Below are 16,438 nucleotides of genomic sequence, written 5' to 3'. Positions count from 1 at the left end.
ACCATGGCTTATAAGTTAAGTTTTTCTAAAACTGCATTAAAAAATTTGCTCAAGATTTCTGCAAATAAAAGGAGCATTATATTAGAAAAGTTAGAGGTACTAAAATTAGACCCATATAAGGAAAATAATAATATAAAAAAGTTGACAGGTTATGATGGTTATAGATTAAGGATTGGGAATTACCGTGTTATATACAGGATAGATAAAGGAAAGGTAGAAATTCTAGTAATCAATATTGATGTTAGAGGATAAATATATAAATGAGCAATAAACATATAATAGAGTATCAGGGGAAGCCTGCTTTTGTGGTCATATCTTTTAGCGAATATCAGGAGCTTATAAACTTTAAAAAGCACCATATTACCGATGAAGAATTATATGCTGAAGGAATAGCTAAAAATGAGGAATATTTTCCTGAAGAATTAGTGCAAAAAATTCTAAACGGTGAGAATCCAATTAAAGTTTATAGAAAGTACCGTGAGCTTTCTCAAGAGCAACTAGCAATCAAAATCGGTAAAACTAAGCAATATATCTCAGCTATTGAAAAAGGTACAAGACAAGGCACAATAGATACTCTAAAAAAGCTCAGTACTGTTCTAAATATTTATTTGGATATGCTTAGCTAAACAAAATATTATTGGCGCGCCGTAGTGGACAATTTTAGACAAATTTACGAGCTTCGTATAGTCATTATTTACTTGTCTGCGGATATTAATTATATTGCTAACTAATAAAATCTATTCAACAAGCGGGGGCAAACTGCCCCTTTCTTTATATAGTACAGCATAATCCATTAAGATATGGACAGATTATAACAAACAGCATCAAAAAAATGTTCGAAGTCTTTTGCAGTTTTTCTAATTTGATTTTTTAATTTAAACCAATAATGCTCAATTGGATTTAAATCAGGAGAGTAAGTAGGTAAAAATAAAATACTACAACCTACAGATTCTATTAGCTCTTTGACCTTGGAATTCTTATGGAAATTAATATTATCCATAACAACCACTTGACCTTGTTTTAATTCTTTGATCAAAAAATCTTCAACATAACTCTTAAAAATTAGTGTATCACAAGTCCCTTCAAAAACTATTGGAGCTATTATTTTACCATTGCAAAGCCCTGCTATCATACTTACTCTTGTTTTATGTTGGTAAATTTTCTTATCGTAATATCTTTTACCTTTTAGGCTATAACCGTACTCCAAGCATGCATTATCTTCTATTCCGGATTCATCCATAAACACTAAATCTTCTTTTGAAATAGTTTTGATTCTAGCTATAAAATCATTCCTTGCTCCATCGTCCCTTTTGGGGTGCGTAAAAGTTTTTTTTATAACTATATCCTAGTGCTTTTATACCTCGCCAAATTGTCGTTGCTGACCATTTATTTGATATTTTTGCTAATTCTTTTAGGCTTTTATCGGCATTATTATCTATAAATTCCTTAAACTCCGGCATATTTGTTAGCTTTTTATTATGACCTTTTTGATAGCCTACTCTCGGCTGAATATCTCCTTCTTTCTTTTGAATAGCTTGCCATTTGTATAATGTTTGCCTAGATATATTTAATAACTCCTTAACTTTACTTACTGACTTAACTTTATCTATTAACTCTAATGCTTTTGTTCTTAGTTCGTATGGATATGCTCGGACCATCTCTTTCCTTTTTCGCACATAGATTTACTTATTTTATGCTACTTGTCAATACCTTAATGGATTATGCTATACATACCCGCACCGAATGTTAAAGCTGCAAGTGCTGCTCCTTGGGTCAAACCGGTTAGCCTGTTAGCTTTTTTAAGTTTATTTGCCCGAAAACCTACCGCATTTCCCAAATTATCTAAATGTGCTTGTGCGCTATTGCTGTAATTATCTAGCTGACTATTTAGGCTTTCAGTCTGTGACTTATGACTGTTATATTCATTTTCTAATCTTTGTTGTTCATTCTGATAATTCCGGATAACACTCGCTAATTGACTACGGGCATTATTAAAATGATCGCTATTTTGTAATAGCTTATTTTGTTGAGAGCTATAAGAGGATAACCTATTTTCTAAATTAGCTTTTTCATTCTCAAGCCCCGAATGCTGCTTTGTTATTTCCTCCATTTGCTGGCGTATATTATTCTCCGCTTGTTCGCGCTGCTTCTTTAAATTCTCTACATCCGCACGATATTTATTGATCTCGCCGCCTGCTTCTTCTTCGGTTAAGCCCCTAAGCCTATCCTTTTGCTGCAAAACCGACTCGAACATCTGCCGGAAATTATCGGGGAGTTTCTGCATTTCGCTTATTTTGCCGGCAAGCGACGGAGCTTTACTTTTAAAAGCTTCAAAAGCTGCCTGCAATTCGTTTGCTTCAGACCCTAGACCCGTCTTTTGTTGCTCTAAACTCTGTAAGCCTTGTTGATATTGCTCCACCTGATTATGTAACTGCCCGCTATTCTGTCCATGCCGGTATTTCTGTTGCTCGATACTTTGCAGTCGCTGCGCCGATTCGTGTAATTGCTTGTTTAAATTATCAATAGCTGCTTGCGCCTCCGTTGCATAACTATTATAAGCATTTAAGGCATTGTTATAATGGAATTTTTGCCGTTCGGTTTCTCGACCGGTTAAATATTTTCCGCCGGGAACAAATTTACTTACCGCTCCGGTAATTGCCTTAATCGGCTTTCTAAATATTCCTCCCATTTTTTTACTCCTTTTTATTTATTATCTCTTATCTTTCTAAGGCGTTATAGTCATTAATAACTTTGTTATAGCGCAATATGTTAATGCTAAACATTTCCTTATCCTTGCCGGTTTTTACTTCCATTGCTAAATAACAAAAGCTTTCCGCTATATCCGTGCATCTAGTCGAACTTGCATGTGTACCCCGCTTACTGGCGTCAAACTCATAAAGTCCATTGATGCCGTCGCGGCATTTTCTGTTATCTATCCGGCAGTAATTACTCCTTAATAACTTCCGTGCCTCATTGATCATTTCCTCCCGTAAATATTTTCTTCCTAAATCGAAAGGCGCAAAACCTAGCTTCTCGGCTATTTCGTTTGCTTGGCTAAGCCTGGTGTCTAGGGTCGGCATTTGTCGCCTGCTCATGTCGTGCGGTAAGACGTTCCGCCCGTATTGATAGGGACGTAGTCGCAAATGATTTAAATAGAACTCTAAGCCTTTGCCGCGATTAATATAAAAATCAATAATATCTATCGACTCTTGTTTTTCCTGCACAAACCAGATTGCCGTATAATCGACTATGCCGATATCCCAGTAGGTGTTGACCTTATAAGCCGCATCATGCGGCACGTAATTTATGCGTCCTTCCGCTTCGGCAAGCCTTAATTGCTCAACAAACGTGCCGCCTTGATCGGCTCGCTTATAACGATAGGCTTCAAAGTCGCAATAAAATTCTCGCCGTATTTCTTCAATGGTCATATCCACCGACTTTAAACTTTCCGTTTTTACTAACGGCTTATTGTCGTGGTCGGTAGTATCTTCTATTGTTTTGATTTCGCAAAATGCCGTTTCATCATCTTTATATTTTAAATATAGCTCTTCACCGTGCGTTAGCTTTGGATCATCGGCAGGGGTATATAGATATAATAACCACGCATTATTACGGATTGCCATCGGTTCAATTACCGAACTCATCGCCCTTGGGTCATGATAAGAATATTCCGAGATTACCGCCCCTTTGATACCGCTACCCCTGATACTAGCGTAGCGATCACTCCCGACAAATTGAATTACCGAACCGTTTTTAAATACTATTCGCTGTTTATATTGCTGGCTGTTGGCAATTGCCGCCGGCGGAATAAACGACATATACGCCCGACCTTCTAAAGTCATGCCGTTCCAGACCGACATTTTAGCCTGGTTGTAGGTCGGGTAGACATACCAGTAAATGCCGACTTCTCTAAGAGCTGCCGCCGTAATCCAGTTAATCCCCATAATATCCTTGCCGGCTCTTCTATGCCAGACGGCTATAGCTTTCTTACCGCCCTTATATAAATAACTAAATAACGCCATAGCGGCAACTGAAACGGATAGGGTGACCAATTTACCGGAAATTTAAAGCTTTTATTATTCCGTATTTGTTTCTGTATCGTTGTCACTATCCGCTCCGTATGCCTCTACTTCAAAATTACCGATTTCGCTTAATTGCGGTGTCTTGCCGTTATCATGTTTCTTATTCTCAACAACCGCTTTATTGCCGCCTTGATATTTAGGAGAATTAGCCTTTAGATATTCCAGCAAGCTTTTAGGGCAATATTTCTTTTTGCGGGCGATACATTCCCCTTGCTCATTGTAGGTTAGTTCCTCATAGCCGTTAATAGCTCGATCGTATAAAACCGCCTCCGCCATTTCTGCCGAGTAATTTTTAGCCAGTCTAACGCATTTGCTTAAATGCCGATCATTGTGAATAACTTTGTGTAGCAATAGGGGAGAGACTAACGGCGACAAGTCAGTTATCTTTTTCGCCGCCAGCCCCACGTGACCGGTATCGCACAGCTCTTGCAGAAAAGTTATAACATTCTCCGGTGAGCCGAATTTATCAATAGTAGCTTTAGAGATTTTACTTAAATATTTATCAAACAAGCCGTAGTTTTTAGAGCCGTATTTTATACTCATATAAGCCTTGATTTATCTTTGTTAGTATAGCATTTTATAGGAATTTTTACAAATAAATTAATAAGGATTTTCTACTTTTAATATAGTTATTTATAAGCTTGATAACGACAACTAACAATAGTAAACGGAAAAGTGAAAAATTTTGTTATTAAACGATTAATCTCCTTAAAACCACTGCTGCAACTTTCCCCCCTATACCCCTACTTTAAGCACTATCTCCCCCATCTATTAACGATACAGAATTCTGACAAAAACCGCCCCGAAACGACCCGAAACGGCGGAAAAACACCGCGAAATGCGGGGGATTTGTTAAGGTATACTAGCATATGAATAGCGCGGATAATAATTTATGAGTTACTTATGTCCTTTAAATCCTTAGAGATAAGGGAAAGTAGCGAGAAGTATCTATTAACTAGTATTCTTGCTTAGAACCTAAGGGATGTTTACACAATGGTTAAGAAACGTTAATAATATGGGCAAGGGGTGGCTTTTCTGCTAATAGTACAATTATGTTATTACCGATTAGTTATATAAGTAATAGGCGTAAATTGGAGTTATAAGGCTATTTATAGATGCAACTTAAGTAGTTAAGGTAGGTATGTAGCTGTTGGACGTAAAAGGATATAAAAATGCTATTTATGTGAATTGTCCGGATAACCGATTTATGTTATAGAATGCTGCAAGGATAATAACAAAAACTTACAAGGGAGTTAATAATATATCGGCTTGTTTTCTTGAGCCTGGAAGATAAATATAACACTGATAAGAAGGAGCGCGGTAATATTATGAATACCGAATATGAACGAATAAGTCGGAAGCTACAGGCATATATCAGGCGGCTACATTGCCGTATGCAGATGTATTAAGCGAGTGTACGACCGTCTCGGACATTTCCCGCATTTTAATAAGACCGGCTAACGAATCGTTATTAATAAGATGATTAAAGGACGACTCGCTTAGTATTTTGCTAATGGTGTTACTACTGTCGCTTATAGATTGGCGTAACTGTCGGAATAAATCGTTATCTTGCGGCTTGGTGCCGCTAAATACTGCCATTGCGTTTGTAGTTACGTCTCTAAACTTTTTTACCGCTACACTCTCGATAATATCGTATATCTCTGTAGTTTTCAGAGCTTCATGGCCTAAAACTTTGCCGATTACTTCACGGTCAGCGTTTGCTGCTAGCCTCATCCATGTCCCGTAAGTTCTACGCAAATCATGAACTATTATTTTTTTAAGACCGGCAGCGTTACAAAGCTTACTCCAAGCATATTGCGAGCTTTCTATATGTCCGCTTTTGCTTTTTTTGCTGGGAAAGACAAAACCATTATCGTTAATGTTTGGGTCATTAGCGTTTTCTTGCCGTCTTCGGCGTAATATCTCAACTACTGCCGGCGACAAATGTATTTCTTGCGGCTTGCCGTTCTTAGTGCGTTCTATTTGCCACACCGAACCGGCAAAACTGATATTATCCCAACGCATCGCCGCAACGTTGCCGCGTCTGCAACCCGTAAATAATGCCATTAAGAAAAAGTCCGCCATAATGCGGTTCTTCCCTTCTTCTACGGCTTTAAAAAACTTCGGCATTTCTTCCAGGGTAATGTAGCGAGTGCGTGGCTTATTTGCCTGATGACGTTCAACCGAAATAGCCGGATTCTTCTCAAGCAGTCGCCACTTAACGCCTTTATTCAATACCGCATTTATTAACGTTAAAAACCTATTAGCCGTTACTTTGCTTATCCTCACGGTCAAGTCATTAAAAACGCTTTGTATGTCTTCCGTCGTGATATCTAACAACTTCCTATCATACAAAGTTTTTGCTTGCCTATTCATCTGCAACACAAGGCGTTCCCAGGTTACGACGTTATGCTTAGCGTAATCATCAATATACCGATTAAAAAGCTCTCTCAAACTCAAGGTACCCTGCAACGCGGCTTTTTGGGCTTTCTTCTCCTTTACGGGATTGATGCCTCTTGCTACTTGGGTTTTTAGCTCAATTGCTTTTATTCTCGCTTCATCGACGGTAATGTAAGGGAATTCTCCGAGTTTAATCCGGTGAGGCTTACCGTCAATGGTTTTGTACAGATAAAAAACTTTACTACCGCCGTACGATGCAATAAGGATAAGCCCACGCTCTTTGCTGTCCCTGTAAACCCGTATACCGGTTGCAGGTATAGCAATCTTCGTAAGCCTTTCTTTGGTAAAGTTTATTAATTCCGACATTGCCGCGCTCTTAGTTGATTTCGTTGTTTATTCTTCCCTAGATTGTAAAATGCTAGCAGCTTTTATTTTCAATGTCCAGTAGAAAACACAATAATTTTTAAAATATATTTTTATCGGCTATTTTGTTATTTTTTACCCGACTTAAATTTTTAGCGACATACATAAATAAATCCGTAAAACAAAATAACTACTATGCATTTTAAAATGCAATATTTTATATATTTATATATATAGGCAAATTCTGCATCTTTGGACTATCGGCAAACCCTAATAGTAATGCGGGTTTCAGAACATTCCAAAAGTGCAGAATGGCTGCATCTTTAAATGCATCTTTAGCATCCTCTGTAGCCCTAGTACTTATAGGGTTTTAAGCCTGTTCAAAAGTGCATTTAATAGTGCAGTGCATTTTTAAATTTCTGCATCTTTGGCATCTTCTGTAGCCCTAGTACTTATAAGGTTTCAAGGCTATTCAAAAGTGCATTTAATAATGCAGCGACTCTGCACTTTTGGCTGCATCTTTGGAATGCTCTGAATACCGCTTATGTATAAGGATTTAAAAGCTTTTAGAAAGAAAAACGATAATTGCACGTTTTGCACTATTAAATGCATCTTTAATTTTCAATAGTTATAAATATTTTTAGAATTTATTACCGGCTTTTTTCTCCCGTCACATTCACATTTATAATGAGTAGCTAGTATCTTAATATAACTTTTTGTTATTTTTCTTGTTTCAGCATTTATAATTTTTGGTATTTCAATTTGCATATTTTCCGTACAAATAAATCCAAAAGCAGCCTTAGCTGTATTAGTAAGCTTTACTCCGTACTCCTCTGGATTATCAAAAAACTTAATTACTCCTTGAGTAGCGGCAACTGTACAATCATCGTAAATAGCACGCCTACCGCCTAAATCCCTATAATTCTGATATTTTTGAGCAAATTGTTTCATTAAATAAAACTTACCTCTTAAAGCCTCTGTTTCAAGCAAGCTAATAATTGATTTAATACGCCTCTCACGTTCTCGGTCGCATAACTTGCTTTGTGTTTTATGAGCTATACGCTCCTCTGAAGGATTTACCTCAACCCATGAACCGTTAGTTTTGTTAATTATTTTGGTAGGAATATTTTTACCGTTACGTAGCTCAAATATTAGCTGTATGTTATCCTTCTCCGGTTCAGGCTTATATAGTAATGCTCCGGTAGTGTAGTAACCTCGCAAGCTACTAGCACCGCTAAATGCTTGAAACGGATCATCCTCAAACTGCACTCGGTTAATCTTTTTTGTATGATGAACTAAAATAACGCCTGCCTTAGGGTTTAATTGATCCCTTAAGGCTTCTACTCTTTCCCGAAGGAAAAACATCATTGCGTCATTTTCATTCTCTGTTGCTCCGCTTCTACCGCCGTCAAAAACATTGCGCAACGGGTCAACTGCTATAATATCGGGAGCATCGTTTAAAACTTTTTTTACGTCTTCTGCTATTATATTTATTCCTTCAGCATCTAATAACAATTTACTAGCCGGTGTAATGTATAAGTTAATTTGTGCCTTATCCATTAACTCCTTAGGAAATTGCATATTTTGTAATCTTTCACGCAAATAGTCATATTCTACTTCGGTTTGATAATAAAATATCTTTAATGGACGAACGGGCTTAAAGCCTAAAAACTCTTGCCCTGCTGCTAGATGCACAAATAACGACAACAAAAAATCACTCTTCCCGACTTTTGGCGCACCGCCGAAGACTAATATACCGCGAGGCGTTAATATACGTGGTGCTATTAAATCTTGCGGCAATTCGCTTTGATCTTCTAAAAATCGACCTAGCTGAAATATACTAATTGTTCGACGAGATGCATTATTAGTAATCTTTTTAGCTTCTCCGTATTTCTGTAAATGCAACTTCCATAAGCCGTTAACCTCTTGTTTTATTCTCTCTAGAGACCAAGAAGGAACAACATTGGCTAAATTATAGCTATGTATTTCCTCTAAGGCTTGTGCTTCAGTAATTAACCCGTCATGGCAGCGGCGCAACCAGTAGCCTATTATCCTGCTTAACCGGTTGAAACGGCTAGCTTCACCGCTGCCGCCTTCATATACTTTGCTTGTCAAAATATTATTTAAAGGTAAGGAAATATTGTTAATGTTTGGTAAGTTTTTAGTAAAATTCTGGAGATCTAAAGTATTAACGCCAATTAACTTTTTAACTCCCTCTACTAATTCCTCAAGCGTATACTCTATACGATTATACGACCTAATTTTAACAAGCTTCGCAACTCCGCCTTTGTAATAAACCGAACCTGCTACCCTAATCGGTTGATGGGCCGACTTAAAGCTTACATCACCGCCCACGGCTAAAGCTATTTTGTGCCGCAACTCTAATAAAATTTTTAAATCTTCACCACTTGCAACCTCCATTAATTGCCAATAAACATGCAACTTAGTATGTCCCTCTCTAGTCATACCTCCCGACTCAACAACCATTGTAGCCTTACCTAAAGCGTTTTCAAGTAATGCTAACTTGCTTTCAGTATCCCCGTCGTCAATATCAATCAGTAAAACCTGCATTTGCTTTATATGGATACTTCCGGCTTCCCCTGTATTTTCAACCACTCCGGGAATTACGTAAAATGCCGTTTGTCGTTGGTTTGTTGTCATAGCAAAATTTAGAGCATTAACAGCCATATCGTCATTTGCTTCAATCCAAATGTTGGCAGGGGGCTTATTAGTTCCGCCCCCTTTCTCTGCAAATGAACGCAACGGAATTAACCCGTCTAAATAACCGAAGACCAGCCAAAAATAACCTTTAATGTCATCCTTTACGGGTAAGATTTCACTCACAACTTAATCCCCCCAGCATTTAGATTGATAAGGGCATATTTTGCAGTCAAAAACCTCCTTACTACTAAAGCCCCTAGGTAATGTTTCCCCCGCTTCGGTTGCTTTGATAATATTAACAGCCTTATCGCTCATCCTTTGGGCTAATTCGGCATCAAACGGGATCAGCTCGGCGTATATTTCGGCAGTATCCTTATTAATTGCCGTAAATAAACAAGGATTCTTAGAAATACCGCAAATTGTTTCCTCCATATAAGCCTGATAAAGAGCAATTTGTGCAGCATAGACGGGCTTAGATAATACTAAACCCTTTGTAAATGTCTCTCGCCAGCTCTTATTATTCATGCTTTTAGTTTCCCATAGCATCGGGCAAGATATTTTTAAATCTTTATTTTCACGATTTAAATCTTTTATATCAACCGGAACATCTAATATAATGCCGTCAATATGTCCGGCTATTTTGCCGCCTGCTACTGCAAAGCCCAATTGCTTTCCTTGTTCGTCGTGAGTCAAAAGTTTAAAGCCTGAAAGCTTTAGCCAATCTATCATTAAACGCTCAAATAAATATCCTATCTCAAAGTTACGTATGTGATTCCCATCATCAACAATTCTAATATCGCCGTTAATGGCTTTAAGATACTCATATTGCAAAGCCCTAGAGCAAGGCACGCCAAGACGTGACGCACCTAAATATTTACGTAGCGGCTCTAAGCTTTTTTCATAACTAAGAGCTTGATTAAGTAACATATTTAAAGTTATCATTACGCCGTTATTTTTATCGTAATATTTTAAAATTCGGTTAAAATCTAATCTTGTCATATGCGCACCTCTTACCTCCACCCCGCTATGTCTGTTATATCGGCGTTGTTATCCATAAGCTTAACATAATCCTTATGGCATGGGTCTAAAGCAACCTTAATAACGTTTTTTTCATTGCCCGACTGATCGACTTCTATATCAATTCTAACTATAAAAAACTCTAAATTCTCTAAATCACCGAAATTGTTAATCTTACGGGCATATTTGGCATGTTCCGAATCCTCCTTATCGCTAAACCCTCGAGCAGAGTTAAGAATAGAGCGTATAAAGCTTCTGCCTATCTCGCCCCATTTGTTATTGTTCTTCTAGCTATAAAGTCCGATCATGCTCCAAACTCGACGCTTGGCATACTGATCTGTCAACAGTTTTCCGGACAGTTTTTTACGCACATTTTTGTATTTTTTCGTATTGTACTGGTGATAGATAATCGTTAGCAGAATGCATTCTTATACGATTATAAAATACCTCTATATATTCAAATATAGCATGTTTTGCTTCCTCCCTAGTTTTAAATTTATGTTGATAAATTAATTCTGTTTTTATAGTATGAAAAAAGCTTTCAGCAACAGCATTATCCCAGCAATTTCCTTTACGACTCATACTCTGTATAATACCATGTTGTTTTATAAGTTTTAAATGATTATCAGAACAATATTGGCTACCTCTATCAGTATGCCAAATAAGCTTTTTAGGTGGTTTACGTTGCCATATTGCCATTAGCAAAGCATTATTAACTAAATCAGCTTTCATATTACTATTCATTGACCAGCCTATTACTTTTCTAGAAAATAGATCAATAACTGTTGCTAAATATAACCATCCTTCTCCAGTTGGGATATAGGTGATATCACCAACCCAATAACAATTAACATTAGAAACTTTAAACTGTCTATCCAATAAATTAGGAGCAACTTGCTTATTATGCTTAGAATCAGTAGTTGCTTTAAATTTATACTTAGTTTTACATACTAAGCCAGCTTCATTCATTAGTCTTGTAATTCTCCTACGACTAACAATTATGCCTTGCCTCAACAAAGCCTTTTTAATGGGTCTAGATCCATAATTTCGTCTACCTTCCTGAAAAATAGCTCTAACCTTACAGGTTAATTCTCTATTTTCTTTATCCCTATTGCATCCAGGGTTATTTAACCACTCATAATAACCGCTACGTGATACCTTCATACATTTGCACATAATTGCAATTGAGAAATCATCTTGATGCTTCTTTATCCATGCATACCTTACAGGGACTCTTTTGCAAAGTACGCTGCAGCCTTTTTTAGTATATCACGCTCCTGTGTTACTATCACCAGCTCTTTCTTTAATCTTTTTAATTCATCATACAGATGTTCATCTGTTCTTGTTATTGATTCTTCAAATTGTTTAGAATATTTATCTATCCAACTATATAAAGTATTCTTACTGATACCTAATTCTTTTGCAGTCTGAATAACAGGTCGCTTCGATTCAGTTGCCAATTTAACTGCTGATTCTTTAAATTCACTAGAATACATTTTTGTTTTTGTCATACTGTATTTCCTTTCTGTTAATATTGTCTCATACTAACTGTCCGGAATACTATAGCCACATCATACTCACCTGTTAAAATGGTAAATTCGCAATCTAAGTAAACAGTGCCGCTTATATCGTTTTTAGTGGCGTAGCCGCCCGTCCAACCGCTTTCGGCATCGTTATAACCGCCGCATTTTATTCTAAGATTTACCTTGGCTATTGTCCCTTTCGGGATTAAATCAAAGTTTGCTTGATTAGTCGCAGTATTAAAATCGTAATAGTTCATAATGTTACTCCTTGATTAATTGTTGTTTGTTTTTAGTTGTAGTAGTTACTCGTGTTATTTGAGGGGGTAAGTCTTTGTAGATAGGTTTTATACTTCCCTTAATCTTTGCCATGAGATTACCGAGATGCGGCGGCTCGATCATTTCCAGCTTCCCCGACCGATCTTTAGCAGGGTAGCCGTAAGGGTTTAAAGTGTGATTGATGAAAGCCCGAGACTCTTTACCTTCAATTTTTACCTGTGCCATAGTTATAACTTTGTCAACTATCCCTGGTAATTCGTTAGCGGTTTTGCTGCCGTCGATTTGCAAGCCGAATGTCCGACGATTATATTCGTCTTGCTTCTCTTCCAATATCCCGACAAACCAGATATTTTTATTTCTGGCATGTTGTAGATGCGTTAGCCAGGTGATCATTTCTTGACCATGTAAGCCGTACATACTCCGCATGTCCTCCTTGCCGGTTCTCTCGCTAATTGCTTGCGGTTGAGATTTACACCATTGCAAACATAAGCGTCCTGCAACCGTTATGGAATCGATAAAGATAGTTTCGTATTTATCAATAGCGGCAGAATCTCCAAACCTACGGCAAACGTCTTCATAGTGTGCTTTGCCATAAATGCCGTTGTCCTTAACTGAAGGATTAGCGCCGCCGATAAATACGGCAAAGTCTCGGCATCCTTGCCATGTGCGAGGGCGCACACTATCGCCTTGCCAGCCTTCAACTGCTAAATCACCGGCCTCAAGATCGAAGAATAACGTAGTTTCCGTCGGTAGAGTCCACAGCAGGCTAGTTTTACCGATGCCGTACCCACCGAATATACAGCCCTTAATGCCTCGCTTCTCCGCTAAACGCTCGTCGGCGCTAATAATCGGTAATTTACTCATAGATGTTACGCAGGTATAGATTGAAAAAGGTAAAAAAATTATATAATTTCTAAGCTTTAAAAATGTATGTAGAGATAAGAATTGCAGGACAAACTATTAGATATTTATACAGATTACTTAATTAGTCAAAATAAGTACGCCACGGCAACAGGGTTATCGGAATTATTATCGGGAGAGCTTAGCCATGATCAAATCACTAGATTTTTACATAGTGGGGAGTACGGTTCTAAAGAGCTATGGTCGTATGTTAAAGGATTAGTTAGACAGCAGGATAAAGTAGATGAGGGAGTTTTAATTATTGACGATTCAGTTGAAGAGAAAGCATATACGGATGAAAACGAAATAATTTGTTGGCATTACTCTCATGCTAAAGGTAGGCATGTAAAGGGTATTAATTTACTATCATGTTTAATCCGTTATGGCGATATCAGTGTCCCTGTAGGTTATGAAGTTATAAAAAAAGATATTAAATTTTGTGATGTAGAAACCAGACGTGAAAAACGTAAATCAAGTAGTAATAAAAACGAATTATTTCGCCAATTAGTCAAACAAGCTATTAAAAATGACATAAGCTTTGCTTACGTTCTTGCGGATAATTGGTTTTCGTCAAAGGAAACAATAAAGTTTATTCACTATGAATGCCGTAAAAAATTTATTTTAGGTATTAAATCCAATAGAACAATAGCTATTTCTGCACAAGATAAGCAACTAGGAAACTTTAAACGTATTGAATCATTAAATATGCAAGATAATACTACTTTAACGGTTTGGATTAAAGAAGTTGATTTTCCGGTCAAACTACTCAAAAAAGTTTTCACAAACGAGAACGGCAAACAAGGTATATTATACTTGATTACCAATGATTTAAGCCTAGAAGTTCCATATTTCTACGAACTCTATCAAAAACGGTGGCGTATCGAAGAATATCACAAATCAATAAAGCAAAATGCTAGTTTGGCAAAGTCTCCGACTAAAGTTATTCGTTCACAATGTAACCATATTTTTTCTGTACTAATAGCTTACTGTAAATTGGAAAAACTTAAAATAAAAACTCACCTTAACCATTTTGCTATAAAATATAAGCTACTTGTAAAAGCTAATCAAATGGCATTTCAGCAATTAAAAAATATGGCGGCAAATATACCTATTTGATAAATACTGCGTAACATCAGTTACTCATGGCTTACCCCCCATTCCGACATAATTTGATCTAGCGTAACTATTTCAAACTTATCATCATTTAGTTTGGTAAGCTTATAAACAGGGTTGCCGTGTCTAATTATTCTGGCTGGTAGCAGCATATCCTTAAACACTTGCGGTAAATTATTATATTTAGCTTCCGGCACGTGATAATGAACTTCAATATAGTCCGATAACTTTCCCCCTCTGGCTAGTATATTGCCGGCAATTTTACTAAGTACGCTTTGCCGCCACTCAACTTGTTTCGGTACGTCGCTAGTTACCTTAAAGCCTCTATCCTCAAGAGAAATAACGCCGGTATCCTCCCCGCAATAGTTACGTTTATTTTGTATACGTGCCTTATATTTAAGAGCTATTGCCCCTTGTAGCCATTGTTTAAGCCGCTTAGCTTTTTCTAGCTCCTCGATAGCTTTCACTAAATGGCGGTGTAAGTCTTCAACGTCATATTTTGCTAGTAACCCAATGGGTACCTTTAAAATATTGATGTCGGTTGTTAGTTCTTTCTTCATGTTTTACCTCTTTTGAATTGAAAAATTTTGTTTAATGGTGGTAACCGATAGAATGCCATTATTTTTTTAAATTACAACTGTCGGTTACTTGAAGTGTCCTTTTTAAATTATTGTTCTTGAGAGGAAAGCCAAAATACTTCAAAAAATTCAAAAAATTTGTTACTTGAAGTGTCCTTTTTCCACAAGTTGATTTTTCTGGGTTATATATAACTACAAATAATGCGGGACTAAGTTGTAAAACAAGGTTTTAAAAAAACCTAAACGCTAGTAGGTAAACATCACCGGTTAGATTCCTAGCCGGCAATTTAACTTAGAGGCAAATATGCAACTATTAACGTGGAAGGAAATAAGCGAATTAACAATAAGAGAAATAGCTGAATTATTCGGGGTATCTCATTCGCATATTTATAAATATTTATACGAAGAGGCAATACCACAACGCCCTACTATGCTAAGGATTGTAGAAGAAACTAAAGGGTGGGTTATACCTAATGACTTTTATAACGTCACTCCTGAACTCTTAGCAAGGCTTAAAGAGGAAGCTTTAAAAGATCATCTATTTTTAAAAAAAGCGTTAAAAAACCCGATATTTTTAGCAGAACAATTAAAAGGACTAACCAAAAGGAGAATAATATTATGAACAATTACAAAACAATATTAGCCCTAGACCTCGGCACTGTAACAGGCTGGGCTTTGCAAAATAAAAATAATAATATCATTTCAGGCACGGAAAACTTTAAAACCAACAGTTTTGAAGGCGGCGGCATGGTGTTTTTACGTTTTAAGAAATGGTTAGTAGACCTTAAGAATAGTGAAGGCGGCTTTGATGAAATTTATTTTGAACAGGTACGGAGCCATAAGGGCGTAGAAGCAGCCCATAAATACGGCGGCTTTCTTGCTCATCTAACGGCTTTTTGTGAACATCACCAAATAGCTTATAAAGGAGTGCCGGTCGGTACTATCAAGAAACATATCACCGGCAAAGGCAACGCTACAAAATACGCCGTTATCGATGCAGTTAAAAGTAAAGGCTTTAGTCCCAAGGATGATAACGAAGCCGATAGCTTGGCTTTATTGCACTGCGTTTTAGCAAAATATAACAGAGGGGAATTATGAAAAACGACAATATAACCACATATGAACAAGCTTGGCAAGCTAAACCGGATGGGCGTAGTAGTGAAGAAATTTACGAGTCGATCGTTGAAAATATAAGGAAAATGTATAACGGCAAATTATCGGAAGTAGAAGTACACGAAGCGGCGAGAAATTTTATAGAGTTTGTAAAAATTCTTGTAAAAGTACACATTAGATTAAAAAAAGAAAAAAATAATAAAGCTTAATTGACTTTTTAGGGGAGTTGTATAAAATCATACTCGGAGTAGTTGTAAAACTATTCTGGGGTGTAAGAACCTTAGCATAACCGGTTATAACATCAACCGTATAAAATGATGTTATCCTAGACTTTCTTAGGGTCTGGGAGATAATAGTCATACCAGGGTTTAAGGTACTATACTTTAGACCTAAAAACTATTATAGCTGTGTT

The 16,438-nt window shown here is 37.0% G+C and carries 17 protein-coding genes; 6 read left to right on the top strand and 11 right to left on the bottom strand.

Going from position 1 to position 16,438, the window contains the following annotated elements:
- The first annotated feature begins 3 nt into the window (after positions 1–3).
- Both AAHM91_RS05345 and AAHM91_RS05340 read left to right on the top strand, forming a co-directional pair.
- Positions 4–252, top strand: coding sequence for a type II toxin-antitoxin system RelE family toxin (locus tag AAHM91_RS05345; RefSeq protein ID WP_253308341.1), 249 nt, complete (start codon positions 4–6; stop codon positions 250–252).
- 8 nt (positions 253–260) lie between these two features.
- Positions 261–626 carry a helix-turn-helix transcriptional regulator gene (locus AAHM91_RS05340; RefSeq protein ID WP_342270123.1) on the top strand — a complete coding sequence of 122 codons (366 nt, stop codon included), beginning with the start codon at positions 261–263 and terminating at the stop codon, positions 624–626.
- A 167-nt stretch (positions 627–793) separates the two neighbouring features.
- On the opposite strand, the gene AAHM91_RS05335 is transcribed toward AAHM91_RS05340, so the two are convergent.
- The 10 genes from AAHM91_RS05335 to AAHM91_RS05290 form a co-directional block, all read right to left on the bottom strand.
- Positions 794–1,658 (bottom strand): IS630 family transposase gene (locus tag AAHM91_RS05335; RefSeq protein WP_342269478.1). Its coding sequence is split into 2 segments (ribosomal slippage): positions 794–1,333 and positions 1,335–1,658, totalling 864 coding nucleotides; the frame shifts between segments, so codons are not numbered across the junction.
- A 53-nt stretch (positions 1,659–1,711) separates the two neighbouring features.
- Positions 1,712–2,689, bottom strand: a complete 978-nt coding sequence (locus AAHM91_RS05330; RefSeq protein ID WP_342270122.1) for a coiled-coil domain-containing protein — start codon at positions 2,687–2,689, stop codon at positions 1,712–1,714.
- Positions 2,690–2,717: 28 nt separating this feature from the next.
- Entirely contained in the window at positions 2,718–4,052 is a 1,335-nt protein-coding gene (locus tag AAHM91_RS05325) for a hypothetical protein (RefSeq protein ID WP_342270121.1), read from the bottom strand.
- Between the two features lie 24 nt (positions 4,053–4,076).
- Complete coding sequence (locus tag AAHM91_RS05320; RefSeq protein WP_342270120.1) at positions 4,077–4,625, bottom strand: hypothetical protein; 549 nt, start codon at positions 4,623–4,625, stop codon at positions 4,077–4,079.
- Between the two features lie 831 nt (positions 4,626–5,456).
- Positions 5,457–6,848 carry a tyrosine-type recombinase/integrase gene (locus tag AAHM91_RS05315; RefSeq protein WP_342270119.1) on the bottom strand — a complete coding sequence of 464 codons (1,392 nt, stop codon included), beginning with the start codon at positions 6,846–6,848 and terminating at the stop codon, positions 5,457–5,459.
- A gap of 618 nt (positions 6,849–7,466) precedes the next feature.
- Positions 7,467–9,689, bottom strand: a complete 2,223-nt coding sequence (locus tag AAHM91_RS05310) for an AAA family ATPase (protein ID WP_342270118.1) — start codon at positions 9,687–9,689, stop codon at positions 7,467–7,469.
- A gap of 3 nt (positions 9,690–9,692) precedes the next feature.
- Positions 9,693–10,505 (bottom strand): hypothetical protein, encoded by an 813-nt coding sequence (locus tag AAHM91_RS05305; protein WP_342270117.1) that lies wholly within the window; start codon positions 10,503–10,505, stop codon positions 9,693–9,695.
- Positions 10,506–10,886: 381 nt separating this feature from the next.
- A protein-coding gene (locus tag AAHM91_RS05300; protein WP_410526146.1) for an IS3 family transposase occupies positions 10,887–12,034 on the bottom strand; the annotation gives its coding sequence in 2 pieces (ribosomal slippage) (positions 10,887–11,788 and positions 11,788–12,034; 1,149 coding nt in all).
- A 17-nt stretch (positions 12,035–12,051) separates the two neighbouring features.
- Positions 12,052–12,303 carry a hypothetical protein gene (locus AAHM91_RS05295; protein ID WP_342270116.1) on the bottom strand — a complete coding sequence of 84 codons (252 nt, stop codon included), beginning with the start codon at positions 12,301–12,303 and terminating at the stop codon, positions 12,052–12,054.
- A gap of 4 nt (positions 12,304–12,307) precedes the next feature.
- Positions 12,308–13,186, bottom strand: a complete 879-nt coding sequence (locus tag AAHM91_RS05290; RefSeq protein ID WP_342270115.1) for an ATP-binding protein — start codon at positions 13,184–13,186, stop codon at positions 12,308–12,310.
- Positions 13,187–13,267: 81 nt separating this feature from the next.
- Between AAHM91_RS05290 and AAHM91_RS05285 the strand changes: the two genes are divergently transcribed.
- Positions 13,268–14,338 (top strand): IS701 family transposase, encoded by a 1,071-nt coding sequence (locus tag AAHM91_RS05285; RefSeq protein ID WP_342269493.1) that lies wholly within the window; start codon positions 13,268–13,270, stop codon positions 14,336–14,338.
- Between the two features lie 20 nt (positions 14,339–14,358).
- Here the strand turns inward: AAHM91_RS05285 and AAHM91_RS05280 are convergent, their stop codons facing one another.
- Positions 14,359–14,895: a hypothetical protein gene (locus tag AAHM91_RS05280; protein WP_342270114.1), complete on the bottom strand. Its 537-nt coding sequence runs from the start codon at positions 14,893–14,895 to the stop codon at positions 14,359–14,361.
- Between the two features lie 322 nt (positions 14,896–15,217).
- Between AAHM91_RS05280 and AAHM91_RS05275 the strand changes: the two genes are divergently transcribed.
- Genes AAHM91_RS05275 through AAHM91_RS05265 form a run of 3 tightly spaced genes read left to right on the top strand, consistent with a single transcriptional unit; the run spans position 15,218 to position 16,235 of the window.
- Positions 15,218–15,535, top strand: a complete 318-nt coding sequence (locus AAHM91_RS05275; RefSeq protein WP_342270113.1) for a hypothetical protein — start codon at positions 15,218–15,220, stop codon at positions 15,533–15,535.
- Positions 15,532–16,011, top strand: a complete 480-nt coding sequence (locus AAHM91_RS05270) for a crossover junction endodeoxyribonuclease RuvC (protein ID WP_342270112.1) — start codon at positions 15,532–15,534, stop codon at positions 16,009–16,011. Before AAHM91_RS05275 ends, AAHM91_RS05270 begins: the two co-directional genes overlap by 4 nt.
- The gene (locus tag AAHM91_RS05265) at positions 16,008–16,235 is read left to right on the top strand and encodes a hypothetical protein (RefSeq protein WP_342270111.1); all 228 of its coding nucleotides are present in this window, start codon (positions 16,008–16,010) and stop codon (positions 16,233–16,235) included. Before AAHM91_RS05270 ends, AAHM91_RS05265 begins: the two co-directional genes overlap by 4 nt.
- The last annotated feature ends 203 nt before the right edge of the window (positions 16,236–16,438 follow it).

This window comes from Rickettsia endosymbiont of Orchestes rusci (genome assembly GCF_964030945.1).
Classification (GTDB): Bacteria; Pseudomonadota; Alphaproteobacteria; order Rickettsiales; family Rickettsiaceae; genus Rickettsia.
Note: the sequence above shows the minus strand (reverse complement) of the source record. Positions and strands in the feature narration are given on the sequence as shown.